This is a genomic window from Streptomyces sp. TM32, from assembly GCF_004122755.1.
GTDB classification, from domain to species: domain Bacteria; phylum Actinomycetota; class Actinomycetes; order Streptomycetales; family Streptomycetaceae; genus Streptomyces; species Streptomyces sioyaensis.
In genome coordinates this window covers 39,004-65,724 of record NZ_SDIG01000021.1, presented here as the reverse complement: position 1 = coordinate 65,724, position 26,721 = coordinate 39,004, and the positions used below count along the sequence as shown (strand labels likewise).

At 71.7% G+C, this 26,721-nt stretch carries 25 protein-coding genes, 2 tRNA genes and 1 pseudogene; 17 read left to right on the top strand and 11 right to left on the bottom strand.

All coding sequences use genetic code 11. The features are described from left to right. The 3 genes from EST92_RS07980 to EST92_RS07970 all read left to right on the top strand — a co-directional run. The coding region (locus EST92_RS07980) for an AIM24 family protein (RefSeq protein ID WP_254068614.1) at positions 1-990 on the top strand (990 nt) is incomplete at its 5' end. A gap of 15 nt (positions 991-1,005) precedes the next feature. After that, positions 1,006-1,689, top strand: coding sequence for an AIM24 family protein (locus EST92_RS07975; RefSeq protein WP_129280223.1), 684 nt, complete (start codon positions 1,006-1,008; stop codon positions 1,687-1,689). A gap of 20 nt (positions 1,690-1,709) precedes the next feature. Beyond that, positions 1,710-2,468, top strand: coding sequence for an AIM24 family protein (locus EST92_RS07970; protein ID WP_129280222.1), 759 nt, complete (start codon positions 1,710-1,712; stop codon positions 2,466-2,468). A gap of 75 nt (positions 2,469-2,543) precedes the next feature. Here the strand turns inward: EST92_RS07970 and EST92_RS07965 are convergent, their stop codons facing one another. Both EST92_RS07965 and EST92_RS07960 read right to left on the bottom strand, forming a co-directional pair. Further along, complete coding sequence (locus tag EST92_RS07965) at positions 2,544-3,074, bottom strand: NUDIX hydrolase (protein WP_129280221.1); 531 nt, start codon at positions 3,072-3,074, stop codon at positions 2,544-2,546. Continuing rightward, complete coding sequence (locus EST92_RS07960) at positions 3,071-4,534, bottom strand: zinc-dependent metalloprotease (protein ID WP_129280220.1); 1,464 nt, start codon at positions 4,532-4,534, stop codon at positions 3,071-3,073. The genes EST92_RS07965 and EST92_RS07960 overlap by 4 nt, the downstream gene beginning before the upstream one ends. Before the next feature lie 192 nt (positions 4,535-4,726). On the opposite strand from EST92_RS07960, the pseudogene EST92_RS07955 reads away from it, so the two are divergent. The 4 genes and pseudogenes from EST92_RS07955 to EST92_RS07940 all read left to right on the top strand — a co-directional run bounded on the left by EST92_RS07955 (position 4,727) and on the right by EST92_RS07940 (position 8,119). Then, positions 4,727-5,879, top strand: a pseudogene (locus EST92_RS07955) (SDR family oxidoreductase). A 104-nt stretch (positions 5,880-5,983) separates the two neighbouring features. Next, positions 5,984-6,463, top strand: a complete 480-nt coding sequence (locus EST92_RS07950) for a molybdenum cofactor biosynthesis protein MoaE (protein WP_129280219.1) — start codon at positions 5,984-5,986, stop codon at positions 6,461-6,463. Between the two features lie 241 nt (positions 6,464-6,704). Then, positions 6,705-6,887, top strand: a complete 183-nt coding sequence (locus EST92_RS07945) for a hypothetical protein (RefSeq protein ID WP_006603228.1) — start codon at positions 6,705-6,707, stop codon at positions 6,885-6,887. A gap of 122 nt (positions 6,888-7,009) precedes the next feature. Continuing rightward, entirely contained in the window at positions 7,010-8,119 is a 1,110-nt protein-coding gene (locus EST92_RS07940) for a PDZ domain-containing protein (RefSeq protein WP_129280218.1), read from the top strand. Between the two features lie 61 nt (positions 8,120-8,180). Here EST92_RS07940 and EST92_RS07935 read toward each other — a convergent pair whose 3' ends face one another. Then, positions 8,181-8,735 carry a PPA1309 family protein gene (locus EST92_RS07935; protein ID WP_129280217.1) on the bottom strand — a complete coding sequence of 185 codons (555 nt, stop codon included), beginning with the start codon at positions 8,733-8,735 and terminating at the stop codon, positions 8,181-8,183. 136 nt (positions 8,736-8,871) lie between these two features. Between EST92_RS07935 and EST92_RS07930 the strand changes: the two genes are divergently transcribed. From EST92_RS07930 to EST92_RS07915, 4 genes are all read left to right on the top strand, one after another. Next, a complete protein-coding gene (locus EST92_RS07930; RefSeq protein WP_254068618.1) occupies positions 8,872-11,757 on the top strand; it encodes a UPF0182 family protein in 2,886 nt (961 codons plus the stop codon). Positions 11,758-11,866: 109 nt separating this feature from the next. Then, positions 11,867-11,940, top strand: a tRNA-Met gene (locus EST92_RS07925). A 208-nt stretch (positions 11,941-12,148) separates the two neighbouring features. Continuing rightward, positions 12,149-13,999, top strand: coding sequence for a tetratricopeptide repeat protein (locus EST92_RS07920; protein WP_174243956.1), 1,851 nt, complete (start codon positions 12,149-12,151; stop codon positions 13,997-13,999). A 166-nt stretch (positions 14,000-14,165) separates the two neighbouring features. Beyond that, a tRNA-Met gene (locus tag EST92_RS07915) sits at positions 14,166-14,239 on the top strand. A gap of 322 nt (positions 14,240-14,561) precedes the next feature. Here the strand turns inward: EST92_RS07915 and EST92_RS07910 are convergent. Continuing rightward, entirely contained in the window at positions 14,562-14,981 is a 420-nt protein-coding gene (locus EST92_RS07910) for a Fur family transcriptional regulator (RefSeq protein WP_093485087.1), read from the bottom strand. Between the two features lie 143 nt (positions 14,982-15,124). Between EST92_RS07910 and EST92_RS07905 the strand changes: the two genes are divergently transcribed. Beyond that, complete coding sequence (locus EST92_RS07905; RefSeq protein ID WP_129280231.1) at positions 15,125-16,606, top strand: catalase; 1,482 nt, start codon at positions 15,125-15,127, stop codon at positions 16,604-16,606. A gap of 186 nt (positions 16,607-16,792) precedes the next feature. Here EST92_RS07905 and EST92_RS07900 read toward each other — a convergent pair whose 3' ends face one another. Together EST92_RS07900 and hisN are read right to left on the bottom strand one after the other, a co-directional pair. Further along, positions 16,793-17,194: a CBS domain-containing protein gene (locus EST92_RS07900; RefSeq protein ID WP_129244622.1), complete on the bottom strand. Its 402-nt coding sequence runs from the start codon at positions 17,192-17,194 to the stop codon at positions 16,793-16,795. Between the two features lie 151 nt (positions 17,195-17,345). After that, the gene (hisN, locus tag EST92_RS07895) at positions 17,346-18,149 is read right to left on the bottom strand and encodes a histidinol-phosphatase (RefSeq protein ID WP_129280215.1); all 804 of its coding nucleotides are present in this window, start codon (positions 18,147-18,149) and stop codon (positions 17,346-17,348) included. A 174-nt stretch (positions 18,150-18,323) separates the two neighbouring features. Between hisN and EST92_RS07890 the strand changes: the two genes are divergently transcribed. Further along, positions 18,324-19,061 carry a TetR/AcrR family transcriptional regulator gene (locus EST92_RS07890; protein WP_129280214.1) on the top strand — a complete coding sequence of 246 codons (738 nt, stop codon included), beginning with the start codon at positions 18,324-18,326 and terminating at the stop codon, positions 19,059-19,061. 37 nt (positions 19,062-19,098) lie between these two features. Here the strand turns inward: EST92_RS07890 and EST92_RS07885 are convergent, their stop codons facing one another. The 4 genes from EST92_RS07885 to EST92_RS07870 all read right to left on the bottom strand — a co-directional run bounded on the left by EST92_RS07885 (position 19,099) and on the right by EST92_RS07870 (position 22,833). After that, on the bottom strand, positions 19,099-19,422 hold the full coding sequence (locus EST92_RS07885) for a multidrug efflux SMR transporter (protein WP_128511529.1): 324 nt from the start codon (positions 19,420-19,422) through the stop codon (positions 19,099-19,101). Between the two features lie 153 nt (positions 19,423-19,575). Beyond that, positions 19,576-20,583 (bottom strand): ribosome small subunit-dependent GTPase A, encoded by a 1,008-nt coding sequence (gene rsgA, locus EST92_RS07880; protein ID WP_129280230.1) that lies wholly within the window; start codon positions 20,581-20,583, stop codon positions 19,576-19,578. Between the two features lie 14 nt (positions 20,584-20,597). Further along, positions 20,598-21,947 (bottom strand): 3-phosphoshikimate 1-carboxyvinyltransferase, encoded by a 1,350-nt coding sequence (gene aroA / locus EST92_RS07875; RefSeq protein ID WP_129280213.1) that lies wholly within the window; start codon positions 21,945-21,947, stop codon positions 20,598-20,600. 172 nt (positions 21,948-22,119) lie between these two features. Then, positions 22,120-22,833: a M50 family metallopeptidase gene (locus tag EST92_RS07870; RefSeq protein WP_129280212.1), complete on the bottom strand. Its 714-nt coding sequence runs from the start codon at positions 22,831-22,833 to the stop codon at positions 22,120-22,122. 35 nt (positions 22,834-22,868) lie between these two features. Here EST92_RS07870 and EST92_RS07865 point away from each other — a divergent pair, with 35 nt between their 5' ends. After that, positions 22,869-23,702 carry an SOS response-associated peptidase gene (locus EST92_RS07865; protein WP_174243955.1) on the top strand — a complete coding sequence of 278 codons (834 nt, stop codon included), beginning with the start codon at positions 22,869-22,871 and terminating at the stop codon, positions 23,700-23,702. Between the two features lie 133 nt (positions 23,703-23,835). Next, on the top strand, positions 23,836-24,483 hold the full coding sequence (locus EST92_RS07860) for an alpha/beta family hydrolase (protein WP_129280211.1): 648 nt from the start codon (positions 23,836-23,838) through the stop codon (positions 24,481-24,483). Positions 24,484-24,504: 21 nt separating this feature from the next. Here EST92_RS07860 and EST92_RS07855 read toward each other — a convergent pair whose 3' ends face one another. Next, the gene (locus EST92_RS07855; RefSeq protein WP_129280210.1) at positions 24,505-25,095 is read right to left on the bottom strand and encodes an XRE family transcriptional regulator; all 591 of its coding nucleotides are present in this window, start codon (positions 25,093-25,095) and stop codon (positions 24,505-24,507) included. Between the two features lie 362 nt (positions 25,096-25,457). Here EST92_RS07855 and EST92_RS07850 point away from each other — a divergent pair, with 362 nt between their 5' ends. Both EST92_RS07850 and rsrA read left to right on the top strand, forming a co-directional pair. Then, positions 25,458-26,153, top strand: a complete 696-nt coding sequence (locus EST92_RS07850) for a sigma-70 family RNA polymerase sigma factor (RefSeq protein WP_216849082.1) — start codon at positions 25,458-25,460, stop codon at positions 26,151-26,153. Then, complete coding sequence (gene rsrA, locus EST92_RS07845) at positions 26,150-26,560, top strand: mycothiol system anti-sigma-R factor (protein ID WP_129280208.1); 411 nt, start codon at positions 26,150-26,152, stop codon at positions 26,558-26,560. Before EST92_RS07850 ends, rsrA begins: the two co-directional genes overlap by 4 nt. The last annotated feature ends 161 nt before the right edge of the window (positions 26,561-26,721 follow it).

Here is a 26,721-nt window from a genome sequence, read left to right as displayed (position 1 = left end):
CCCACGGCCGCGAACACCCTCGCCGCACCCCTGGCCCCGCCCGCCGGCCCGGTACCGCCGCCCGGTGTGCCCGGACCTCCCGGCCAGCAGCCGCCCGCCCCGTACGGACAGCCGGCGCCCGGTCAGGCCCCCTACGGCCAGCCGCAGACCGCCCCCGGCGGCTTCCCCGGCCAGCAGGCCCCGCAGGCACCGCCCTTGGGGCAGCCGGCTCCGCCGCCCGGTGGATACGGCGCCCCGCAGGGCCGGCCCGCGCCGTACGGCCGGCCCGCGCCGCCTCCCGGCGCCCCGTATCCCGGCGCCCCGGCCCAGGCCGTCCCCCAGGGCGGCGGCCCCGGCCTCGGTGTCGTGCTGGACAAGTACAAGGAAGCACCCACCGGTCAGCGGTGGACCCCGCAGAACAGCAAGCTGATCCGTGTCGACCTCGGCGTCGACGGCCAGCCGGTGCTCGCCCGCCAGGGCAGCATGGTGCTGCACCAGGGCAAGGTCGACTTCGGCTACAAGGGCGCCGGTTTCCGCGGCCGCATCGTCGGCAACGCCACCGGCCAGGAAATGCAGCTGATGCGCTGCACCGGCCAGGGCCAGGTGTTCTTCGCGGAGAACAGCGCCCATGTCCACCCCATCGAGCTGCAGGGCGACGCGATCTGCGTGTCCGCCGAGAGTGTCCTCGCCTTCGACGAGTCGCTGCAGCACGAGGTCCGCCGGATCGAGGGCCACGGCATCCCCGGTGGCGCCCTGTTCACCATGCAGTTCCACGGCACCGGCACCCTCGTCGTCAAGACCCAGGGCACCCCGGTCGTGCTGCCGGTCACCCCGACCACCTTCGCCGACGCCAACGCCATCGTGGCCTGGTCGGCCGGCTCGCAGGTGATCATCTCCAGCCAGGTCAGCCTGCGCCGGCACGCCTTCCCGGGCCACTCCGGCGAGACCGTGAATCTCCAGTTCCGGGGCGCACCCGGCAACTTCATCGTCGTCCAGCCCTACGAGGTCTGAGGGAGCCCGTACGTCATGACACAGCAGCAGCTGTCGGGCTACGTCCCGACCCCGCCCGCCGCCCGCATGGAGAACCACGGCAGCGCCATGGTGAAGATCGCCATGCAGAGCGGCCAGGACGTCTTCGCCCGCACCGGCTCCATGGTCGCCTACGAAGGCTTCGTCCAGTACGAGCCCACCCCGCCCGCCGTCCGTCAGATGGCCTCCCAGTGGCTCACCGGCGAGGGCGCGCCCCTGATGAAGTGCGCCGGCGACGGCGTGCTCTACCTCGCCGACTACGGCGCCGATGTCGTCTGCATCCACCTCGACGACGACGCGCTCTCCGTCAACGGCACCAACCTCCTCGCCTTCGACGCACAGCTCCAGTGGGGCGTGCAGCGCGTCAAGGGCATGGCGAAGTTCGCCGGTCAGGGGCTCTTCAACGTCGGGATCTCCGGGACCGGCTGGGTAGCCCTGACCTCCCGGGGAACCCCCGTCGTCGTGGACTGCGGCCGCGGCGAGGACGAGACCTACGTGGACCCCGACGCCCTGGTCGCCTGGTCGACCCATCTGAAGATGAAGGGCAAGCGCAGCTTCAAGGCGTCCTCGATGATCGGACGGGGCAGCGGCGAGGCCTACCAACTGGGCTTCTCCGGCCAGGGGTTCGTCGTCGTCCAGCCCAGCGAGGACAGCACCGACCGGCTCCGGGCACGGGGCTGAGGGGGAGGACCGAACACGTCATGCAGAGTCCGCTTTTCGCCTTCACCGAGGCACAGACCCAGGACCGCTACGCCCTGCAGAACAGCCAGTTGCTGCGGGTCGCCCTCCAGGGCCACGAAGACGTCCTCGCCCGTAAGGGCGCGATGGTGGCCTATCAGGGCCTGCTCGAATTCGACGGCAACTACCAGACGCCCGGCCAGCACCGGGCCCGCGCCTACTCCGGCGAGGGCCTCGATCTGATGCGCGTCTCCGGGCAGGGCACGGTCTACCTGGCCAACCTCGCCCAGTACGTCCATGTCGTCGACGTCGATCACGAGGGCCTCACCGTCGACAGCAGCTACGTCCTGGCACTGGACTCCGGCCTCCACTGGGACGTCGTCTCCGTCGACAGCCAATACGGCATCTCCGGGACCGGGAAGTACCAGCTCAACATCTCCGGACGGGGCAAGGTCGCCCTGATGACCTCCGGCCAGCCGCTGATGCTGCAGGTCACGCCCGACAAGTACGTCAACGCCGACGCCGACGCGGTGGTCGCCTGGTCCGCCTCGCTGCGCGTCCAGATGCAGGCACAGACGCACTCCTCCGGCGTGTGGCGGCGGCGCGGCAACACCGGTGAGGGCTGGGAACTCAGCTTCCTCGGCCAGGGCTACGCACTGGTCCAGCCCAGCGAGCTGCTGCCGCCGCAGAACGCCGTCATCGGCTCCGGGATGGCCGCCCAGTACGGCATGGGCCAGCAGGGCGCCCGGGGACACAACCAGGGCAACATCTTCACCAACTGAGCCCTGCCGACGCCCTGAGGGGCAGTCGCGGCGCCCGCCCCGGGAAGGGACGGGCGCCGCGGGCGCAGCCGCTGCCTAGAGCAGTGCGCGGGCGTCGTCCACCAGCTGTGCCACCGACGTGTCGGCGACGCCGGGCACCTCGTCGTACGCGAACCACCGCAGGTCCAGCGACTCGTCGCTGATCGCCGCCACCGCGCCCTCGGGCGCCAGCGCGGCGTACTGCACGTCCAAATGCACCGCGCAGGGCGTGTGATGACGGTCCAGGCGCACCGGACCGCCGGGCAGCAGCGTCAGCCCCCGCGCGATCCCGGACTCCTCCCGCGCCTCGCGCAGCGCCGCCTCGGCGAGCGAGGCGTCCTCGGGCTCGCAGTGGCCGCCCATCTGCAGCCACATCTTCAGCTTGCGGTGCAGGGTGAGCAGCACCCGGCCGCCGGCCGGGTCGATCACCAGCGCGCTGGCCGTGAGATGCCCCTCCTTGCAGGGCTTCCACATGCCGTCCTCATGGGCGGCGAGGTGATCCAGATACGTCAGGCGCAGTTTTTCCTGAGCGGGGGACGGCGCGGGCCACCCGGTGAGCACCCGCGCCGCGTCGGCATGCAGACTCACCTGTCGTGGTCACCCTTGCCCTCGCCGGGGGCCGCGTCCGGGCCCTCGCCCTCCGGGGGCTGCTTGCCCGCGTCCGGCTTGCCGCCGCTCGCGGCCTCGCCGAGCATCTTGTCGAGCTCGGAGAAGTCCGGCTGCTCGTGGTGCACGAACCCGTCCGGGTCGTCCAGATCGGCCGCCGTCGGCAGCATGTCCGGGTGCTCCCACAGGCCGTCGCGGCCCTCCAGGCCCCGTGCGTCCGTCAGCGACGCCCACAGCCGCGAGGCGTCCCGCAGCCGCCGCGGACGCAGCTGGAGGCCGATCAGCGTCGAGAAGGTCTGCTCGGCGGGGCCACCGCTCGCGCGGCGTCGGCGCAGCGTCTCGCGGAGCTTGTCCGCCGACGGCAGATGCGGCTTGGCGGCGGCGTGCACCACCGCGTCCACCCAGCCCTCGACGAGCGCCAGCGCGGTCTCCAGCCGGGCCAGCGCGGCCTTCTGCTCCGGGGTGTCCTCGGGCTGGAACATGCCCTGCTGAAGGGCGTTCTGCAGCTCCTCGGGATGCTGCGGATCGATCTGGCCGACCACGTCCTCCAGCTTGGTCGTGTCGACCTTGATGCCGCGCGCATAGCCCTCGACGGCACCGAACAGATGCGAGCGCAGCCACGGCACATGGGCGAAGAGGCGCTGGTGGGCGGCCTCGCGCAGGGCCAGATACAGCCGCACCTCCTCCTCGGGCACGCCCAGTCCCGCGCCGAACGACGTGATGTTGCCGGGCAGCAGGGCGGCCTTGCCGGCCGGGCCCAGCGGAAGTCCGATGTCCGTCGAACCGACGACCTCACTGGCCAGCACGCCCAGCGCCTGCCCGATCTGGGTGCCGAACATCGCGCCGCCCATGGAGCGCATCATCCCGAGCAGCGGGCCCGCCATGGCCTGCATCTCCCCGGGGAGCACATCGCCCATCGCCGCCCCGACGCGCTCGGCGAGCGGATTGACCAGGTCCTTCCACACCGGAAGGGTCTCCTCGACCCACTCGGCCCGGCTCCAGGCCACCACGGAGGCGGACCCCGACGGCAGCGACGTCACGCCGTCCAGCCACAGATCCGCCAGCCGTACGGCCTCCTCGACCGCACTGCGCTCACCCGGCGACAGGCTCGCGTCCTTGCTGCCGTCCTCGGCGCCCTGCGCGACGGTCTGCCGCGCGATGTCCTTGGCCATCTCCCAGTTCACCGGGCCGCCCTCGTAGGAGAGCATCTGCCCGAGCTTCTGGAAGGCGGCTCCCAGGTCGCCAGGGTTCATTTCGCCGCCGGGGCCGCCCATGCCGCCGAAGAGCGCCGCGAACGGATTGTCCGCGCCGCCGCTCCCGCCGCCGAACCCGAAGGGGTCCGCGGGGCCCTGGCTACCTCCCTGGCCGCCCTTCTTCTTGCCGTTGTCGCCGTCCTCCGGCTCCTCCGGCGGAAGGCCGAATCCAAATGGGGTGTCACTCACGGGGTTCCTCGGCTCGTAGGGCCGCCGACCAGGTGGCCGACGGCGGGCTGCCCACATCACCTCCAGCGTAGACACCCGGACCGCTTCGGGGCTCGGTGCTTCGCTGTCCCGGTGGCTGCGGCAGGATGGACGCCACCTGGTGCGCACGCGTCACCACGCGTTCGCACTGAAGACAACCGCTGGAGACGCCCGGTGAGTTCCCCAGATCCGACCGTTCGCGCAGCGCGAAACGCTGCGGCCCAGACCGAGAAGGCAGACGACCCCGCAGGTGGCGGCGCGGGCCGGCCGCTGCGCCGGCCCGTCATCGCCGTCACCGGAGCCGCCTCCGGAGTCGGTGCGCTGCTCACCCGCGCCCTGGTCGACTCCGACGAGGTCAAGGAGGTGGTGGCCATCGACGAGCGGCGCGGTGACATCGCCGAGGCGCACTGGCACGTCCTGGACGTGCGGGACCCGGCCATCGCCGACAAACTGCGCGGCGCCGACGTCGTCGTCCACCTGGCGCTCGACCTCGACCTGGAGACCGACGCCGCGGCCCGCACCGCCTACAACGTGCGCGGCACCCAGACCGTGCTCACCGCCGCCGCGGCCGCCGGTGTCCACCGCGTGGTGCTGTGCACCTCCGCCATGGTCTACGGGGCGCTGCCCGACAACGACGTCCCCTTGGCCGAGGACGCCGAACTGCGCGCCACCGCGGACGCCACCGGCGTGGGCGACCTGCTGGAGATCGAGCACCTGGCGCATCGCGCCCCCCGCGCACACCCGGGCCTGAACGTCACCGTCCTGCGCCCCGCCGTCCTGGTGGGCGGCACCGACACCGCGCTGACCCGTTACTTCGAATCCCCCCCGCCTCCTGGTCGTGGCCGGATCCCGCCCCGCCTGGCAGTTCTGCCACGTCGAGGACCTGGTCAGCGCCCTGGAGCACGCGGCGCTGGAGAAGGTCGACGGCGAGCTGGCGGTCGGCTGCGACGGCTGGCTGGAGCAGGAGGAGGTCGAGGAACTGTCCGGCATCCGCCGCATGGAGCTGCCGTCCTCGGTGGCCCTGGGCGCTGCGGCCCGGCTGCACCGTATCGGCCTGACCCCGTCGCCCGCGGGGGACCTCGCGTACACGATGTACCCGTGGGTGGTCAGCGGCAGCCGGCTGCACGACGCCGGCTGGCGGCCCCGGTGGACGAACGAGGAGGTGCTCGCCGAGCTCCTGGAGGAGGTGGCCGGACGGCACACCGTCGCCGGCCGCCGCCTGGGCCGCAAGGACGCCACCGCCGCCGGGGCCGCCGGCGCCACCGTCGCCCTCCTGGGCACAGCGGCGCTGGTGCGGCGCGCCCGCAAGGCACGCCGCCGTATCTGAGCGCGGACCGGTCCGCCGTGCTGGAGGAGTCTCCATACGGCGGCCCGGACCACGGGCGGAACGGCCATTCCCGCCGAGGCCCCCGGGTACGGCACGATGGGAGCATGTCTGGCACCTCCTCTGCTTCGTCCCCCGGCCGCGACCACCCCGGTGAGCGGACCGCCGCGGACCCGATCCGGCTCCTGGAGATCCGCGACACCTCCCTGTCCGTGGACGAGGTGTTCGCGGCCGTGGGCGACGCGGCAGCCGGCGGCACCGCCCTGTTCGTCGGCACGGTCCGTTCGCACGACGCCGGCGCCGACGTCGAGGGCCTGGGCTACTCCGCGCACCCGAGCGCCGAGGCGGAGATGCGCCGGATCGCCGAGAAGGTGATCGCCGACTTCCCCGTGCGGGCGCTGGCCGCCGTCCACCGGGTGGGCGAGCTGCGCATCGGTGATCTGGCCGTGGTCGTCGCCGTGTCCTGCCCACACCGGGGCGAGGCCTTCGAGGCCTGCCGCAAGATGATCGACGACCTCAAGCACGAGGTGCCGATCTGGAAGCACCAGACGTTCGCCGACGGCACGGAGGAATGGGTCGGAGCCTGAGCCGTCTCCGGCAGGGCAGCGAAATTCCTGGGCGAACCGGTGCGTAACGAGTCGTTCCCGGGGCAGACGTCACCGCAGACGGGCGGTGACCGCGCCGGCACGACCAGCCGGCCTCCGCACAGGGGGCGATCCGGTGCGTGGTGCTCCAGTTGCGTAACCCGCCCCCTGGCATGAGCGTTGATCCAGCAGATTAATCTGCTTATTCGTCGATCTCGTCGAACAAGGGGTTGGGAGGTCGTTGATGGGTGCACTCCTGTGGCTGCTGATTCCGGTGGGTGCCGGGCTGATCGCCGCGGTGTGGAGCAGCTGGGCCCTGCGGAACCGCAAGACCGGTGATGTGGCCGAGCTCGCGGGCTATGCCCGGTTCCGTGACGCCATGGAGAAAGAGCACTCCGTTCCCGATCCCGCCTCCGATCCGGCCTGAGATCCGCGGTACGCACGCACCGGAAAGTGCCCCTTGGGTGACGGCCGCGAGCAGGCGGCTGCCCGGCCTCGTACGGACGGCCCCGCGGGCCGGTTGTCATACCCGTCCCGTACTGTCGTTCCATGCCACGCCGCACCGCGACGCTGCTCGCCTCGACCCTGATGCTGATCGCGCTGCTCTGCGCGGGAGTGCTGATCCCCGTGCCGTATTCCGAGATGTCGCCGGGGCCCACGGTCAACACCCTCGGTGATCACGACGGCGAGCCGGTGCTGCAGATTTCCGGGCGCAAGACGTACCCGACGACGGGGCATCTCAACATGACCACGGTCCGGGTCACCGGCCCCGACTACACCATGAACCTCTTCGAGGCGGTGTACGGCTGGCTCGACCACGACAACGCCGTGGTCCCGCACAAGACGCTCTACCCCGAGGGACAGACGGCCGAGCAGGCCGACCAGGAGAACGCCGAGGAGTTCACCCAGTCCCAGGACAGTGCCAAGGTCGCCGCGCTCGACCAGCTGCACATCCCGGTCGCCACGCAGACCGTCGTCGCATCCGTCCTCAAGGGCAAGCCGGCCGACGGGCGGCTGCACGCGGGCGATGTGATCAAGGCGGTGGACGGCACGGCGGTCAAGCAGGTCGGCGATGTCGCCAAGCTCGTCACCCGGCACAAGCCGGGCCAGCCGGTGGTCTTCACGATCATCCCCGCCAAGCAGGCCGCCGCGGCGGAGAAGCAGGGCAAGAAGCCCGGCACCGCCGGGCAGAAGCAGATCACGATCACCACGCAGAAGGCGGACAACGGCCGTGCCGTCGTGGGCATCCAGGCCGGGGTGGATCACATCTTCCCGTTCCCCATCGACGTCAAGCTGGCCGATGTCGGCGGCCCGAGCGCCGGGCTGATGTTCGCCCTCGGCATCGTCGACAAGCTCACGCCCGGGGACATGACGGGCGGCAGGTTCGTGGCCGGCACGGGCACCATCGACGACAAGGGCAAGGTCGGCCCGATCGGCGGCATTTCGATGAAGACGGTCGGTGCGCGCGACAAGGGCGCGGAGTTCTTCCTGACGCCCAAGGACAACTGCGCCACCGCTGCCAAGGACACCCCGCGCGGGCTCCGGCTGGTGAAGGTCAACACCATCGGTGACGCGGTCAAGGCGCTGGAGAAGATACGCAAGGGCGACATCGCCGGCCTGCCGAGCTGCAGCCCGGCGGGCACGTCCCCGAAGGCCTGACCCCTCGGACAGGCCCGGGAAGGCGGGCCGCGGGCCGGACGCCGGCGTCCGGCCCGGGCGGTCAGCCCTCGAAGGTGGCGGCCAGCGCCTCCGCGAGGCCCGGTACCAGCGCCGAGCCGGTGAGGACCTCGGACGTGGAGTCCTTCTCGCGCAGCCGCAGTGCCGACTCGCGGCGGCCGTCGCGCAGCACGGCCACCGTCATCCGGACCTCCTGGCGGTCCGGGTGCTCGGCGACCCACGTGGCGAGCTGAGCCTCGTTCATGCCGGCGGGCTCGGAGTCCTCGGCGGACGGCGGCAGCATCAGCCGCTCCACGGTCAGGGCGCAGCCGCTGACAGCATCCGGCCAGGCAATGGTGGCCAGGAACTCGTCCAGCGGGACGCCCGCCGGGATCTCGTCCTGCTCCACGGGGGTCAGGGAAGCGGTGGTGGAGTCGTCGATACCGAGCTGCGCGGCGAGCGAGGGCTCCTGCGCACGCAGCTTGGCGGTGTCGACGAGGGCGAACAGTCGGGCCGGCTGATCCCAGCCGAGCCCGGCGCTGTACTCGTCGATTTCGAGCACTGCGCGGGTCAGAGGGTCGGCGGCAAGGGGGGTGCCGTCAACGGGGAGGTTGGTCATGCTGCACATCGTGCCTTGTATCCCCCCGAAATCGGGAACCGGGTAAAGCCTTCGTAAGTTGCATCAGTGGGTCCTACTATCGCCGGGCCTGCTCCACACGACAGCGAACTTCGAGGTGCGCACCTTGGCTTTCCAGATGCCGGACCGCGGCGGAGGCCCGACAGGGCCACGGATCAGAGTCGGCCGACCATCGCGGCGGATCCGGACCCTGCTCATGACATTGGGTGTGCTGGCCGTACTGGCCATGCTCTTCGTGATGTTTGCGGGGTTTTGGACGGATTGGCTCTGGTATCGGTCGGTCAAGTACTCCTCGGTCTTCACCACCACCCTGTGGACCAAGATCGGACTGTTCTTCGCCTTCGGCGTCGTGATGGCCGTGAGCGTCGGCGTCAACATCTGGCTGGCGCACCGGCTGCGGCCGCCGCTGAGCGCGATGTCCATGGAGCAGCAGAGCCTGGACCGCTACCGGATGGGCATCGCGCCGTTCAAGAAGTGGGCACTGATCGCGATCACCGCGGTGATCGGCCTGATCGCCGGCGCCTCGGCGTCCGGTGAGTGGCGTACGTGGCTCCAGTGGGTCAACGGCGTGCCGTTCGGCAAGACGGACCCGCAGTTCGGCAAGGACATCTCCTTCTGGATCTTCGATCTGCCCTGGTACCGCTTCCTGTTGAGCTTCGGGTTCGCCTGTGCGGTGCTGTGTCTGGTCGCCGCGGCGCTGACGCACTACCTCTACGGCGGACTGCGGCTGACCAGCCCCGGCTCGCGGGCGACGGCAGCGGCGACCGGTCATCTGTCGGTGTTGCTGGGCATCTTCGTCTCGCTCAAGGCGATCGCGTACTGGCTCGACCGGTACGGCCTCGCGGTCAAGTCCAGCGGCCTGAAGTCGGCCGACAACTGGACCGGGCTGCGCTATGTCGACGCCAACGCCTACCTTCCGGCGAAGACCATCCTGTTCTTCATCGCGGCGATCTGTGCGGTGCTGTTCTTCGCGACGTTGTGGCGGCGCACCTGGCAGCTGCCGGTGATCGGCTTCGGGCTGATGGTGCTCTCGGCGATCCTGATCGGCGGGCTCTACCCGGCGATCGTGCAGAAGTTCCAGGTCCAGCCGAACGAGCAGGCCAAGGAAGCGCCGTACATCAAGCAGAACATCAAGGCGACCCGGGACGCGTACGACATCCAGGGTTCCGAGGTCACCCCGTACAAGGGCAACTACAAGCCCGCCGACAAGGCGGACAGCCAGCGGCTGCGCGACGACGCCGACACCACCGCCAGCCTGCGGCTGCTCGACCCGAATGTGGTCTCGCCGGCCTTCCAGCAACAGCAGCAGGTGCGCGGGTACTACCAGTTCCCCTCCACCCTCGACGTCGACCGCTACAAGGACAAGAGCGGCGCCGAGCAGGACACCGTCATCGGCCTGCGTGAGCTGAACATCGCCGGTATCCCCGAGCGCAACTGGATCAACGACCACTTCAAGTACACCCACGGCTACGGTGCGGTCGCCGCCAAGGGGACCGAGGCCGCCGACGGCGGCGGTCCGAAGTACACCGAGTCGGATCTGCCCGCCAAGGGGCAGCTCGGCTCGTACCAGCAGCGGGTCTACTACGGCGAGAAGACCTCGCAGTACTCCATCGTCGGCGGTCCGCAGAAGGAGCTGGACTACTCCGACGACAGCGGCGAGAAGAGCTACAGCTACCGGGGCAACAGCGGCGTCAGCCTCGCCAACCCCGTCAACCGCGCCGCCTATGCGGTGGCGTTCGGCGAGCCGCAGATCCTCTACTCCGGCGCGATCGGCGACGGCTCGCGGATCCTGTACAACCGCACGCCCAAGGAGCGCGTCGAGTCCGTCGCCCCTTGGCTGACCATCGACGGCGACGCCTATCCGGCGGTCATCGACGGCCGGATCAAGTGGATCGTGGACGCCTACACCACCAGCAACGGCTACCCGTACGCCTCGCGCACCACGCTCGGGGACAGCACCGCCGATTCGCTCACCGACGGCCAGCGGGCGGTGGTGGCCCAGCAGAACCAGGTCAACTACATCCGCAACTCCGTCAAGGCGACGGTGGACGCCTACGACGGGTCGGTCAAGCTCTACCAGTGGGACGACAAGGACCCCGTCCTCAAGACGTGGATGAAGTCCTTCCCCGGCACGGTCCAGAAGAAGAGCGCCATCAGCCCGTCGCTGCGCGAGCACCTGCGCTACCCGCAGGACCTCTTCAAGGTGCAGCGTCAGCTGCTCACCACCTACCACGTCACGGACCCCGGCACCTTCTACACCGGATCCGAGCGCTGGCAGATCCCGAACGACCCGACGACCAAGTCGGGCAACGCCGTTCCGCCGTACTACCTGAGCATGAAGATGCCGGACCAGAAGAACCGGACCTTCTCGCTGACGACGAGCTTCACGCCGAACAAGCGCGACAACCTCGGTGCGTTCATGGCCGTCGACGCCAACGCGACGAGTCCGGACTACGGCAAGATCAGACTGCTGAAACTGCCCTCGCAGACACCGGTGCCCGGACCACAGCTGGTGCAGTCGAAGTTCAACTCCGATCCGAACATCGCCAATGAGCTCAACATCCTCAAGAAGCTCGGTGACTCGGAGATCGAGTACGGCAATCTGCTGACCGTGCCACTGGACGGCGGACTGCTGTACGTCGAACCGGTCTACCTGCGCGGCGCCAACACCAACTACCCGCTCCTGAAGAAGGTGTTGGTCAGCTACGGCGACAACAAGCCCGTCATGGAGGACTCGCTCAAGGACGCGCTGGACGTGGTCTTCGGCAAGAAGGCGCCCAGTGCGGGCACCGAGAAGCCGCCGGGCGGCGGCGACACCGGCCAGCAGCCGTCCGGCCAGACGGTGCAGCAGGCCCTGTCCGACGCCCAGAAGGCCTACGAGGAGGGCGAGAAGGCGCGCGCCGCGGGCGACTGGGCCGGTTACGGCGAGGCCCAGAAGAAGCTCAAGGCCGCACTGGACCGGGCGGCGAAGGCGTCCGAGAAGGGCGGCACGCCGGGCGGCTGAGCCGGCCGGCACGACGTACGGCCCTGCGGCAGCCGGTGCGAACCGGCGGCCGCAGGGCCGCGTCGGTCCAGGGGCCCGCCGATGCCGTGATACCTTGAGGGCACAACGACGCGGGGTGGAGCAGCTCGGTAGCTCGCTGGGCTCATAACCCAGAGGTCGCAGGTTCAAATCCTGTCCCCGCTACTGAATGACCAAGGCCCGGATCCCTCAGGGATCCGGGCCTTCGTCATGTGTTCCGGCCGATATCGGTCAGGGCCGGGTCGTGCGGCCGATGTGGGGAAGGTGTGTGCTTGAGTTTGACAAGTCGTCGTGTCGGGAAGTCGACAAACCGCTGAAGTGACCTCACTTGCTGCGGTATACCAGGTGTACGCGGGTAACAGGTGATGCGACGATGGGTCTTATGGGGGACAAGGCAAGGTTGTTGGAGACAGACCGGTTTGTGCATGCGCCCGACGACGGGCGCGAATCCGAGCTGCAGATGGACGCGATGGAGGTGGCGGAGGCCGCCGAGGCGTCCGATGCCGTGACCGAGTCCGGCCACCGCCGGGCCGCCGAGGCGGGCGACACCGCCGCGATGAGCGCACTGGGCGCGATGCTGCTGCGCCGCGGAGACCTCGACGGCGCCGAGCCGCATCTGCGCTCCGCGGCCGCCGCCGGTGACCGCGCCGCGGCCAACAACCTGGGCGTCCTGCTCCATCAGCGGGGCTACGGGGACGAGGCGGGCGGCTGGTGGCGGATCGCCGCCGTCGCCGGCTCCGCCGCTGCCGCACACGCGCTCGGGCGCCACTACCGCGAGCGCGGCGACGAGCCGGCCGCCGAGTACTGGCTGCGCCAGTCCGCCGAGTCCGGCCACTGCCTGGGTGCCTACGCGCTGGCCGATCTCCTGGAGCACCGCGGCGACATCGGCGCCGGACGCTGGTTCCGTACGGCCGCCGAGCGCGGCCACCGCGAGGCCGCCTACCGCCTCGCCCGGCTCATCGAGGACGACGGGGACGCGGATCACCGCGCGACCCCCGCGTACGGCGAGCTGAGCCGGCAGGAGGAGGCCGAGCAGTGGTACCGCCAGGCCGCCGCGCGCGGCCACCGGCGGGCCGCGTTGCAGCTGGGCGCACTGCTGGAGGAACGCGGGGACGTCCAGGAGGCGGGCCGCTGGTATCTGTCCGCCGCCAAGGACGGCGAGGCCCGTGCCGCCTGTGCGCTGGGCTTCCTGCTGCGCGATGCCGGGGACGAGGAGAGCGCCGCGGAGTGGTGGCGGCGCGCCGCCCAGGAGGGCGACGGCAACGCCGCCAACGCGCTGGGCGCCCTGCACGCCGACCGCGGCGAACTGCAGACCGCCGAGCGCTGGTACCGCGCCGCACTGGACGCCGGGGATGTCAACGGCGCCTACAACATCGGGCTGCTGTGCGCCGCACAGGGCCGGGAAGGGCGCGGTGAGCAGTGGTACCGCCGCGCCGCCTACGCCGGGCACCGCGAGGCCGCCAACGCGCTGGCCATCCTGCTGCTCCAGCGCGGCGACGCCTCGGGCGCCGAGCCGTGGTTCTCCAAGGCGGCGGAGGCGGGCAGTGTGGATGCCGCCTTCAACCTCGGCATCCTCCACGCCGGCCGCGGCGCCGAGCGTACGGCGCACGCCTGGTACGAGCGGGCGGCCGCGGCCGGGCACACCGACGCGGCGCTGCAGGTCGCCATCGTGCAGCTGCGGGACGGCGAACTACAGGACGCGGAGCGGAATCTGCGCTGTGCGGCCGGCGGGGGTAGCGCCGAGGCGGCCTTCCGGCTCGCGGACCTCCTCGACCGTCAGGCGTCGGCCGCCGGCGACGGGCTCGCGGACGGCGAGCGGCCGGCGGACGACGAGAGCCTGCAGTGGTACGAGCGGGCCGCGGGCCAGGGCCACCGCCGTGCCCAGGTCCGTATGGGCATGTTCGCCGCGGCGCGCGGGGACGTGCTCGAGGCCGCGGACTGGTACCGCGCGGCGGCCGAGGCGGGCAGCCGGAACGGTGCCTTCAACCTCGGGCTGCTGCTGGCCCGTGAGGGCAGCCTGCCCGAGGCCGCCCTGTGGTGGCAGCGCGCCGCCGAGGGCGGGCACGGCCGGGCGGCTCTGCGGCTGGCGCTGCTCGCCGCCCGGCGCGGGGCGCTCGCGGAGGCGCAGAACTGGTGCGCCCGCGCCGTCGAGCTGGGGCCGCCCGAGGTGGCCGAGCGCGCGGCCCGGCTGCGTACGGCCCTCCAGGAGGAGCTCAGCGCCTAGAGCGGGTCCCTTGTGCGGATCGTCCCGGGGCGATCCGGCCAGGAGACGCCTGACGGGGCGCGTGGGCCGATGGAGCCCAGGGCCCGGTCCCATGGACCGGGCCCTGGGCCGCGCGGAAGGAATTTGCGCTGGTCGTCGGGCCGGGGTTAAAGTGAGGACACAACGACGCGGGGTGGAGCAGCTCGGTAGCTCGCTGGGCTCATAACCCAGAGGTCGCAGGTTCAAATCCTGTCCCCGCTACTGAATGACGAAGGCCCGGATTCCACGGAATCCGGGCCTTCGTCATGTCGTCTTCCGGTGTCTTGCTGCCGAGGCCGGAGGGGGCTGGCCGGGCGCAGGGGCGCCCGGTGGCCGGATCCTGGCGGTTCCCCGACGGGGCGACGTCCCGTCAGATGCGGTCAGGTGGCGGGTGGGCGAGTGGGCGGGCGCGGGTGCCGGCGGGCGGATGCGTGGGCGGGTGGTGGCAGCAGCGGGCCCGGCATACGAAGGAGCCCGCGGCCGGAGGGGCGCGGGCTCGACAGGGCGGATGGCTGCGGGGCCGGTCCGGCAGGGCCCCGCGAGATCAGGACGGGGCGCTGCAGTGGGGGCAGATGCCCCGGTAGGTGACGGTGACCTCGGAGACCTGGAAGCCGTAGCGTTCCGGCTCGGGGAGGGCGGAGAGCGGGTCGCCCTGGAGGTGGACGTCGCGGATCGTGCCGCACTGCGAGCAGACCAGGTGCTGGTGGTCGTGGTGGGCGTTGGGGTCGTAACGCTTGGCCCGGCCGTCGGTGCTCACCTCGATCACCTCGCCGAGCGAGACCAGCTCACCCAGGGTGTTGTAGACCGTGGCGCGGGAGATCTCGGGGAGCCGGTCGGAGGCCAGCGCGTGCACCTCGTCGGCGGTGTAGTGGACGTGGTCCCCGTCGAGGACCTCGGCGACGACGCGCCGCTGTGCGGTCAGCCGCCAGCCGCGTCCCCGGAGACGTTCCAGCAGGTCACTCATGCCAATCACCTATCAGTCAGATAGAGCCAGGGTAGCAGTGTCCGGTCCATGGCCGGATCGTGTACTGGTTTCACACTCTTCTTGACTTAGACTTTGTCCAATGTAGGATCGTGTTCGGCGCAAGCCAAGGGCAGGCACAGCAGATATTTCAGGAGGCGCACGTGTCGGTAGAGGGCATCACCGGGCCGCTGACCACCGAGTCCGGGGCTCCGGTCGGGGACAACCAGAACAGCGAGACGGCCGGCGTCGGCGGACCGGGCCTGATCCAGGACCAGCTCCTGATCGAGAAGCTCGCGCACTTCAACCGCGAGCGGATTCCGGAGCGCGTCGTGCACGCGCGGGGCGCCGGCGCCTACGGCACGTTCACCGTGACCGCGGATGTGACCAAGTACACCCGCGCCGCGTTCCTCTCCGAGGTCGGCAAGCAGACCGAGACCTTCCTGCGCTTCTCCACGGTCGCGGGCAACCTCGGCTCGGCCGACGCGGTGCGTGACCCGCGCGGCTTCGCGCTGAAGTTCTACACCGAAGAGGGCAACTACGACCTCGTCGGCAACAACACCCCGGTGTTCTTCATCAAGGACGCCCTCAAGTTCCCCGACTTCATCCACACCCAGAAGCGCGACCCGTACACCGGCTCGCAGGAGGCGGACAACGTCTGGGACTTCTGGGGTCTGTCGCCCGAGTCCACCCACCAGGTCACCTGGCTGTTCGGCGACCGCGGCATCCCCGCCTCGTACCGCCACCTGAACGGCTACGGCTCGCACACCTTCCAGTGGAACAACGCGGCCGGCGAGGTCTTCTGGGTCAAGTACCACTTCAAGACCGACCAGGGCATCAAGAACCTGACCACGGAAGAGGCCGCGGTCCTGGCCGGGCAGGACCCCGACAGCCACCAGCGGGATCTGCGGGAGTCCATCGAGCGGGGCGACTTCCCGAGCTGGACCGTGCAGGTGCAGATCATGCCCGCGGACGAGGCGGCCGCCTACCGCTTCAACCCGTTCGACCTGACCAAGGTCTGGCCGCACGAGGACTACCCGCCGATCGAGATCGGAAAGCTGGAGCTCAACCGCAACCCGGAGAACGTCTTCGCCGAGGTCGAGCAGTCGATCTTCTCCCCGCACCACTTCGTGCCGGGCATCGGCCCGTCCCCCGACAAGATGCTCCAGGGGCGCCTGTTCGCGTACGGCGACGCGCACCGCTACCGCGTCGGCATCAACGCCGACCACCTGCCGGTGAACCGCCCGCACGCCACCGAGGCGCGCAGCCACGGCCGGGACGGCGTGCTCTACGACGGCCGCCACGCGGGTCGGAAGAACTACGAGCCCAACAGCTTCGGCGGCCCGGTCGAGACCGGCCGTCCGCTGTGGCAGCCGGCCGCCGTGGCCGGCGCCACCGGCGAGCAGGCGGCGCCCTCGCACCCCGAGGACAACGACTTCGTCCAGGCCGGTGACCTCTACCGCCTGATGTCGGAGGACGAGAAGGGCCGCCTGATCGACAACCTGGCGGGCTTCATCGCGCAGGTCTCCCGCGACGACATCGCGCAGCGGGCGATCGAGAACTTCCGCAAGGCGGACGCGGACTACGGCAAGCGGCTGGAAGCCGCGGTCCAGGCCCTGCGCGGCTGAGTGGTAGGCCCTTTTTGCGGCTGAGCCTCCCCCACGCTTGAGGCGCGGGGGGACCCCCATCGCTCTCGCGGAGGTGGTGGCGCGCCGTTGGGGTTGCTCAATTGTCGCTTGCCGTACAAGCGAAGAGGCCGGACGCCATGGGGCTCCGGCCTCTTCGTGTGCCCGGCCGAGGGGACGCGCGGCCCTTCAGGCGGGCACGGCCCGGGCTCGCTCCGTAGTGGCCGACCAGCAGCGGATGATGTCGCGTACGGACACCACGCCCACCGGTTCCTGGTCGTTGAGCACGATGAGATGGCGGAAGCCGCCGCGCACCATGGCCTCCGCGGCGTCCTCCAGGGTCCAGTCCGGAGCGGCGAAGACCACGTCCGGGGTGGTGTGGGTCTGGGCGGTCTCGCGGTCGGGATTCTCGCCCGCGCCGAGCGAGTTGAGGATGTCGCGTTCGGTGAGGATGCCGATGCCACAGGTGTCGCTGTCGAGGACCACGGCCGCGCCGAGGCGGCGGGCCGCCATCAGCCGCGCCGCCTGGCGGAGGGTGTGAGCGGGCCCGATGGTGAGGAGCGCCGTGCTCATGGCGTCTTTGACGTGCATGGGCATGGAGTGCAGCCACCTCCTTGGTGAATGTGCCTTGCGAAGGGATTCACAAGTTCACAAAGTGGGGGATTCTCATGTTCACATGCCTCCGGTGACGCAACAAGGGGTAAGTGGTGGACGGTTGTCCGAATACTCGCGGTGCCGCAGGTCAGCGCGCGGAATCTCCGAGATAGCCCAGCAGGTCCTCGTGCAGCAGGCCGTTGGAGGCCGCCGCGTTGCCGCTGTGCGGGCCCGGCTTGCCGTCCAGGCCGGAGAACTGCCCGCCCGCCTCGTTGACGACCACCGCACAGGCCGCCATGTCCCACAGCGACAGCTCCGGCTCCGCGCAGATGTCCACCGAGCCCTCGGCGATCATCATGTACGGCCAGAAGTCGCCGTAGCCGCGGGTGCGCCAGCAGTCCCGGCTCAGATCGAGGAAGCCGGGCAGCTTGCCGCGCTCCTCCCAGCCGGTCAGCGAGGAGTACGCGAACGACGCGTCCTGGATGCGGCCGACCTTCGAGACCTGTAGCCGGGTCGCGGAGGTGAGGCTGCGGCCGGTGAAGGCGCCCAGGCCCTCGGCGGCCCACCAGCGGCGGTTGAGTGCCGGTGCGGAGACGATGCCGACCACCGGGCGGTCACCGCCCTCGCCGCGCTCCATCAGGGCGATCAGGGTGGCCCAGACCGGCACCCCGCGGACGTAGTTCTTGGTGCCGTCGATCGGGTCGATGATCCAGCGGCGCGGCCCCGCGCCCTCGCTGCCGAACTCCTCGCCGAGCACCGCGTCCCGTGGCCGGGCCCGCTGGAGCTGGCCGCGGATCAGCTCCTCGGCGGCCTTGTCCGCCTCGCTCACCGGTGTCATGTCCGGTTTGGTCTCGACCTTGAGGTCGAGGGCCTTGAAGCGCTCCATGGTGGCGGCGTCCGCGGCGTCCGCGAGAACATGGCCGAGGCGAAGATCATCGTGATAGTCGGGCATGTGCGAACAGTATCCATTGGTATACGCCGGAGCCACACGGCCATGCGCCGCCGGGCGTGTGACGCCACCGACCCCGCCGGCAGGTACCGGCTGTGACGACCCTTGACAGTACCTGGCGCCCCGTCAATTCTGTGCGCACACCGGCCGACCGGGCCGGCGGCCGGGGAGGGACGGATGCCCGCAGCGCGCGAATCCTTGCTGGATGCCGCCTACACGGCGCTGACGGAGCGGCCCTGGGCGGCGGTGCGGATGGTCGAGGTCGCGGCCGCCGCCGGGGTCTCCCGGCAGACGCTGTACAACGAGTTCGGCAGCAAGGAGGGGCTGGCCCGCGCCCTGGTCCGCCGGGAGACCGACCACTACCTCGCCGGCGTGGCGCGGGCGCTGTCCCGCGGCGCCCCGGCGACCGGGGCGCGGGGCGACGCGGCGGGCCGGATCGTGGCCGCGGCCGCCTGGACGGTGCGCACCGCCCGTGCCAACCCCCTGGTCAGGGCCGCGCTGACCGGTTGCTGGGGAGACCGGCTGCCGCCCGCCCCGACGGGGTCCGCCGGCCCCGCGCGGGCCGGGACGCCCCGGCCGCCCGGCGTGCCCGCGCAGCGTGCCGCGCCGTCCGGTGAGGGGCCGCTGCCGGGGCCCGCCGAACTCGTCGGCCGGTTCTGCGATCAGGCGGTCGCGGCCCTGCGGCCCGGCTGGCCCGAGGAGGAGCTGCCCGCCCTGGGCACCGCCTGCGAGACCGCGGCCCGGCTGACCCTGTCCTGGGTGCTCGCACCGCCGGCTTCGGGGGCGGCGCCCGCACCGGGACGCGTACCGGCGCAGCGCTCGCGCCGGGAGCCGGAGACGGAGGCGGTGTCCCGGCTCGTACGGAGCGCCTTCGCCGGAATGACGGCCGGTACGCAGCCGGCCGAGTGGAAGTGACGAGGCGTCAGGGGCAGTGGCGGGCGGACGCTCCGGCTCAGTGCGCGGAGCCCGACAGTTGCAGCCCGATCACGCCGACGATGACCATGGTGATCGAGACGATCTTCAGGGTGGAGACCAGGTCGCCGAGGAAGACCATGCCGTAGATCGCCGTACCGGCCGCACCGATGCCGGTCCACACCGCGTACGCGGGGCCGACGTCGAGCTTGCGCAGCGCCAGCGTCAGCAGACCGAAGCTGCCGAGGGCGAAGGCCGCGAAGGCGATGGTGGGGAAGAGGCGGGTGAAGCCGTGCGAGAGCTTGAGGCAGACCGCGAAGCCGGTCTCCAGGATCCCCGCCACCACGACCAGCAGCCACGCCATGTCCGCATGCCTCCGTCAGCTAGCTGAGCGACGACGGGACGTCAGAATCACTCGCTCAGGCCCCGTCCGGGCGATCGGGGCCCGCTTGAGCACTACGCCGGCCTTGGTGTGATTATGCCTTTACCGTGGGCGGGCGGTGGCAAACGTCGACGGTCAGTCGCCCTCGCGTCGTTCCCGGGTGGCCAGCAGACGCCGCAGTGAGTAGAGGCGGGCCGGGTCGGCACGGCCGTCGGTGACCCACTCGTCCAGCGCACAGTCCGGTTCGTCGTGGCTGCAGGCGCGCGGGCAGCCGGCGGTGCCGGGCTCCAGGTCGGGGAAGGCGTGGATGACCCGGGACGGGTCGATGTGGGCCAGTCCGAAGGAGCGCACGCCCGGGGTGTCGATCACCCAGCCCGAGCCGCCGGGGAGCGGCAGCGCCAGCGCGGAGGTGGTGGTGTGCCGCCCGCGGCCGGTGACCGCGTTGACGTGTCCGGTGGCTCGGCGGCGCTCCGGGACCAGGGCGTTGACCAGGGTGGTCTTGCCCACGCCGGAGTGGCCGACGAACGCCGTCATCCGGCCCGCCAGGCTGTCCCGCACCCGGTCGGCGGCGCTGCCGTCGGCGAGTTCGTCGCGGTTGGTGACGATGTAGGGGACGCCGAGGGCGCCGTAGGACTCCAACAGGGCGTCGGGGGACGCCAGATCGGACTTGGTCAGCACCAGCAGGGGGTCGAGGCCCGCGTCGTAGGCGGCGACCAGACAGCGGTCGATGAGCCGGGGGCGGGGTTCGGGATCGGCGAGCGCGGTGACGATGGCGAGCTGGTCGGCGTTGGCGACCACGACCCGCTCGAACGGGTCGTCGTCGTCGGCCGTACGGCGCAGCGTCGAGGAGCGCGGTTCGACCCGGACGATCCGGGCGAGGGTGTCCTTGGCGCCGGTCAGGTCGCCCACGACGGCGACCCGGTCGCCGACCACCGCGCTCTTGCGGCCCAGTTCGCGGGCCTTCATCGCGGTCACCGTACGGCCGTCGATGAGGCAGGTCAGCCGGCCGCGGTCGACGGTGAGGACCAGACCCTCGCCGGCGTCCGCGTGCTTGGGACGGATGTTGGTACGGGGACGGTTGCCCTTGGGGTTGGGCCGGACGCGGATGTCGTCCTCGTCGGGGTTCTTGCCGTAGCGGCGCATGGCGGCGTCAGCCCTCACGCTCTCCGGGCGGGGACGGCCGCCGGATCGAGCATGTCCGTCCACATCGCAGGGAAGTCCGGCAGGGTCTTGGCGGTGGTGGCGACGTTCTCCACCTCCACGCCCTCGACGGCCAGGCCGATGACGGCCGCGGCGGTGGCCAGCCGGTGGTCCTCGTAGGTGTGGAAGGTCCCGCCGTGCAGGGGGCGCGGCCGGATGTGCAGGCCGTCCGCGGTCTCGGTGACGTCGCCGCCGAGTTCGTTGAGTTCCTTGGTGAGCGCGGCCAGCCGGTCGGTCTCGTGCAGCCGCAGATGAGCCACACCGCGCAGCGTGGAGGGGGAGTCGGCCAGCGCGGCGACCGCGGCGATGCCCGGCGTCAGCTCGCCGACCTCGCTCAGGTCGACGTCGATGCCGTGGATCCGGCCGCTGCCGGTGAAGGTGAGTCCCTGCTCGGTGAGCTCGCAGGAACCGCCCATGGTGGTGAAGATCTCGCGCAGCGCGTCACCGGGCTGTGTGGTGTGCGCCGGCCAGTCCGGGATGGTGACCCGGCCGCCGGTGACCAGCGCCGCGGCCAGGAACGGCTGGGCGTTGGACAGGTCCGGCTCGACGACCAGATCGCGGCCGAGCAGGGCGCCAGGGGTGACCCGCCAGACGTTCGGCTCGCCGCCCGCCTCCGGGGTGTCCACCTGGGCGCCGACGCTGCGCAGCATGTCGACGGTCATCCGGATGTGCGGCATCGAGGGCAGCGCCGCGCCCACGTGCCGGACCTCGACGCCCTGGTTGAAGCGCGGCGCGGACAGCAGCAGGGCGCTGACGAACTGGGAGGACGAGGACGCGTCGATCTCGACCGGGCCGCCCTCCAGGGCGCCGCCGCCGAAGACCGTCATCGGCAGCGCGCCGCGGTTGTCGTCGTCGATCCGGGCGCCCAGGGTGCGCAGCGCCTCGATCACGCCGCCGAGCGGGCGCTCGTAGGAGCGCGGATCGCCGTCGAAACGGATCGGGCCGTCGGCGAGGGCGGCGACCGGGGGGAGGAAGCGCATGACCGTGCCGGCGTTGCCGACGTCGACGGTGGCCGGGCCGTGCAGCCCCGCGGGGATCACCCGCCAGGCCTCACCCGCGCTGTCGGCGGAGCTCGACGACGCCGTCTCCTCGATGCCGACGCCCAGGGTGCGCAGCGCCTCGGCCATCAGGAGGGTGTCCCGGGAGCGCAGCGGCCGGCGCAGCCAGCCGGGCTCGGAGGAGAGGGCGGCCAGTACCAGGCCGCGGTTGGTGACCGATTTGGAGCCGGGAACGGTGACGGTCGCGTCGACGGCCCCGGGGGCGAGGGGGGCGGGCCACAGGGCGGGATGTGCGGGGCTCTCGGTCATGCCTTTACTTTAATGGCTGGACAGGGGTGCCGATCTTGATCAAAAGCGGCGCAACCCCTGCGAAACACGGCACTGGTAGTGCGACTTCCCGCCGCGACGGGTGGGGCGGCCGGAGCGTCCGCCGCGGCGCCGCGGCACCCGGCGGCCCGCCGCGGGTCGGCGGCCGTCGGCGTCACAGGCCCAGCAGCCAGCGCCCGCCCCCGATCAGGGAGCACAGCGTCACCACATGGAAGAGGCCGAGCCAGACGGCGGCCGGTACGTGGGTCAGGCGCGCCAGCTGGTCCGGGTCGGAGTCCGCGGCGCCTCCCCGGCGCCGCTTGCCCATCAGCTCGAAGGGCGGCCGCACCCCGCCCAGCAGCAGGAACCACACCACCACGTAGCCGAACGCCGCCTGCACCTGCGGCGTCGTCAGCCAGGAGACCAGCACGAACGCGGCACCGGTCAGGACGACGGTGAGCACGCCGTAGGCGTTACGGATCATGACCAGCATCGCCAGCAGCAGTACGGTGGCGCCCCACAGCAGCGCGGTGATGTGCCCCGCGGCGAGCAGTGCGGCGCCCGCCAGGCCCAGCAGCGACGGGGCGATGTAGCCGGCCGCGGCGGTGAGCACCATGCCCAGGCCGGTCGGCTTGCCGCGCGAGACGGTCAGCCCCGAGGTGTCCGAGTGCAGCCGGATGCCGTCCAGGCGGCGGCCGGTCAGCAGCGCGATCAGCCCGTGCCCGCCCTCGTGCGCGATGGTGACGGCGTTCCGCGACAGCCGCCAGGCGGTGTGCGGGACGACGACTCCCAGCGCGAGCACCGCGGTGATGATCACCAGCCAGAGCGAGGGGGCGGGCTGCGTCCCGAAGACCCGGCTCCATATGTCGGTGAGGTGGTCGGTGTCCATGTCTCCCCTTCGTGTGGCATGGCAGTGTGGCATGCATGTGCGGTAGGTATGCAGCGAGTCGTCGCCCCGAGGACCTGGTGGGAATATTCGGCGTCCAGCAGTGGGAGCCCACCGAGACGCTGGCGCCCAGCTGGAACGTGGCGCCGACGGACCCGGTGCACGCGGTGCTGGAGCGTCCCCTCAAGGGCCCGGCGGCCGAGGCCTTCCCGCCGGGCAGCCCGGTGCGCCAGCTGCGGACGCTGAAGTGGGGCCTGGTCCCGTCGTGGTCGAAATCACCTGAGGGCGCCGCAAGGATGATCAATGCGCGGGCCGAGACCGTGCACGAGAAGCCGTCCTTCCGGCAGGCCTTCGCGGCCCGCCGCTGTCTGCTCCCCGGTGACGGCTACTTCGAGTGGGTCACCGCCCCCGCGGAGCGGCAGCTGGAGGAGCAGGGCAGGAAGAAGCGGCCCCGCAAGCAGCCGTACTTCGTGACCCCGGCGGACGGCTCGGTGATGGCGCTGGCCGGTCTGTACGAGTTCTGGCGGGACGCGACCCTGCCCGGCGACCACCCGCTGGCCTGGTGGGTGACCTGCACGGTCGTCACCACCGAGGCCGAGACCACCCCGCTGGCCGGGGCGAGCGGCGGCGAGGGGCCGCAGGCGCTGGCCGACATCCACCCCCGGATGCCGCTGGTGCTGACCCCGGACCGCTGGGACGACTGGCTCGACCCGGCCCGTACCGACCCCGACGCGGTGCGCGAGCTGCTGGCGCCGCCGCCGGCCGGGCTGATGCGTGCCTACCCGGTCCCGACCGAGGTCAGCAACGTCCGCAACAACGGGCCCGAGCTGGTCACCGAGCTCGACGGCCCGGAGGTGGGCACGCTGTTCTGAGGCGCCGACGGGCGTGCTGCGGTGCCCCTCCGGCGGTGGCGCGGGCAGGATGGGCGTACGGGCGAGCGCGGCGCGGAGTCACCGCAGGGTGCGCGCGGTGCGCAGGCGAGGCCGAGTGAAGCGAGGGTGCGGCATGAGCACAGGGGCGAGGGAGACCGAGACGGTCGGGACGCCGGCGGGCGACGCCCGGATCACCTGGTACCGCGAGGCGAAGCCGGCCCGGGCCGTGGTGGCCGTGAGCCACGGTGCCGGCGGCGGCATCGAGGCACGTGATCTGCGGGCCCTGGCGGCCGCGCTGCCGGCCCGCGGCTACACCGTGGCGCTGGTCGAGCAGCCGTGGCGGGTGGCGGGCAAGAAAGTGGCGCCCGCGCCGAAGACCCTCGACGCCGCGTGGACCGCGCTGTGGCCGGCGCTGGAGAAGCCCGGGCTGCCGGTGGTCGCCGGCGGCCGCAGCGCCGGGGCCCGGGTGGCCTGCCGTACGGCGCGGGAACTGGGCGCCCAGGCCGTCCTGGCGCTGAGCTTCCCGCTGCATCCGCCGGGCCGGCCGGAGAAGTCGCGGGCGGAGGAGCTGACCGGTGCCGGGGTGCCGACGCTGGTCGTCCAGGGCGGCCGGGACCCGTTCGGACGGCCGGAGGAGTTCCCGCCGGGGACGGAGCTCACCGAGATCGCCCACGGGGACCACGGCTTCGCGGTCCCGAAGAAGGCGGACGTCGGCGAGGCGGAATCGATGGAGCGGCTCACGGACACGGTGGCGGCCTGGCTGGACGGCATGTTCGGCTGACGTCCCCCGCCCGCGTGCGGGTCAGTCGCCGCCCCGGGCGCGCGGGCGGGCGCGGACGTGCACCCGTTCCCCCTGGCTGCCGAACAGGCTCAGCAGCTCGACCGGGGCGTCGCCCGCGGGCCCGAACCAGTGCGGCAGCCGGGTGTCGAACTCCGCCGCCTCCCCGGCCCGCAGCTCCACGTCGCGGTCCGCGAGCAGCAGCCGCAGCCGCCCGGACAGCACGTACAGCCACTCGTACCCCTCGTGCGTCCGCTGCTCGCGCGGGCCGCCGGCCGGGTCCATGACCAGCTTGAACGCCTGGAGTCCGCCCGGCTGGCGGGTCAGCGGGAGGGCGGTCAGGTGCGCGCGCCGCAGCGGCGTCGCGCGCACCCGCGGGTCACCCACCTCCGGCGCCCCCACCAGCTCGTCCAGCGGCACCTGATGGGCCTGCGCCAGGGGCAGCAGCAGTTCGAGGGTGGCCTTGCGGCCGCCGGACTCCAGCCGCGACAGGGTGCTCACCGAGATGCCGGTCGCCGCGGACAGCGCGGTCAGCGTCACCCCGCGCTCCTGGCGCAGCCGCCGCAGCCGGGGGCCCACGTCCGCGAGCACCTTCGCGTATGCGTGATCGGTCACCCCTCCATTGCCGAAGCGGCAAGTGGGTTTGTCAAGACCCGGGGCGGGCGGCGGCGTCCGCCGGGTGTCCGTCCGGGCCGGTCCCGGGGAGGCGGTGGGAAAGCCGGGCCGGCGGACCGGGAATGACCGGGCGGGTGCGGCTGTTGTGCCACACGTAACGCCCCAGTACGTCCGGCGCAGCATGAGGAATGGGAGTCCGCCGCATGGGAATCGCTTGCCCCGCCCGCCCGGCCACCGATCTGTCGTGGTCGCAGATGCAGGTGACGCAGCCCGCCCTGGCCGGAGCGGCGGCGGCACCGGATCGTCGTCTATTCTCCGAATCGGGTGGGTCCACATCCGGGGCCACGAAGGTGTTGGAGGAGGTGGGTCCGGTCACCGGTACCGACGCAGGGACCGACGGCACGGCTGAGGAGAGGGCTCAGGAGAGCGCCGCCGAGCGCAACACGCGCTTCGAGCGGGACGCGCTGACCTTCCTGGACCAGATGTACTCCGCCGCGCTGCGCATGACCCGCAACCCGGCCGACGCCGAGGACCTGGTGCAGGAGACGTACGCCAAGGCGTACGCGTCCTTCCACCAGTTCCGCGAGGGCACCAACCTCAAGGCCTGGCTGTACCGCATCCTCACCAACACCTTCATCAACTCCTACCGCAAGAAGCAGCGCGAGCCCCAGCGCAGCGCCGCGGAGGAGATCGAGGACTGGCAGCTGGCGCGCGCCGAGTCGCACATGTCGACGGGGCTGCGCTCCGCCGAGTCGCAGGCCCTGGACCACCTCCCCGACTCCGACGTGAAGGCCGCCCTCCAGGCCATCCCCGAGGAGTTCCGCATCGCGGTCTACCTCGCGGATGTCGAGGGCTTTGCCTACAAGGAGATCGCGGACATCATGGGGACACCCATCGGCACGGTGATGTCCCGGCTGCACCGCGGCCGGCGCCAACTGCGCGGCATGCTGGAGGATTACGCCCGTGAGCGCGGGCTGGTCCCGGCCGGGGCGGGGGCTGCGGACCCGCAGGCCGCGCGGACGACGGAGTCGCACGACCGGAAAGGCTCGGGATCATGAGCTGCGGAGAGCCGCACGAGAAGGACTGCTCAGAGGTCCTTGACCACCTCTACGAGTATCTCGACCGGGAGATGCCCGAGGGGGAGTGCGCAGATTTCCAGGTGCATCTCGACGAGTGCTCGCCGTGCCTGGAGAAGTACGGCCTGGAGCAGGCCGTCAAGAAGCTCGTCAAGCGCTGCTGCGGCCATGACGACGTCCCCAGCGACCTGCGGTCCAAGGTGATGGGCCGGATCGACCTCATCCGGGCCGGGGAGACCGTCCCCGAGGTGAGCGTGCTCGAACAGGCCAAGAAGGAACAGGCACAGCGCGAGCAGGCGGACGCCGAGGCGAGCGGCTCCGGGCCGGCGGGCGGCCCGTCCGACGCCGGCCCGTCCGATGCACGGACCAAGACCGCGCGGACCGAATAACGCGGCACATCACCCTAAGGGGTGAGGGGCGGGCCGATTCGTCCCGCCCGATTCCCCGATGCCCCTTCCCCGGCCTCCCGGCCCGTCTATTCTCACCGACCCGAGCGCACCTCTGAGGCGGCGCAAAGGGACCTTCCCGGCTCCTCCGGAGCGCGCGGGAG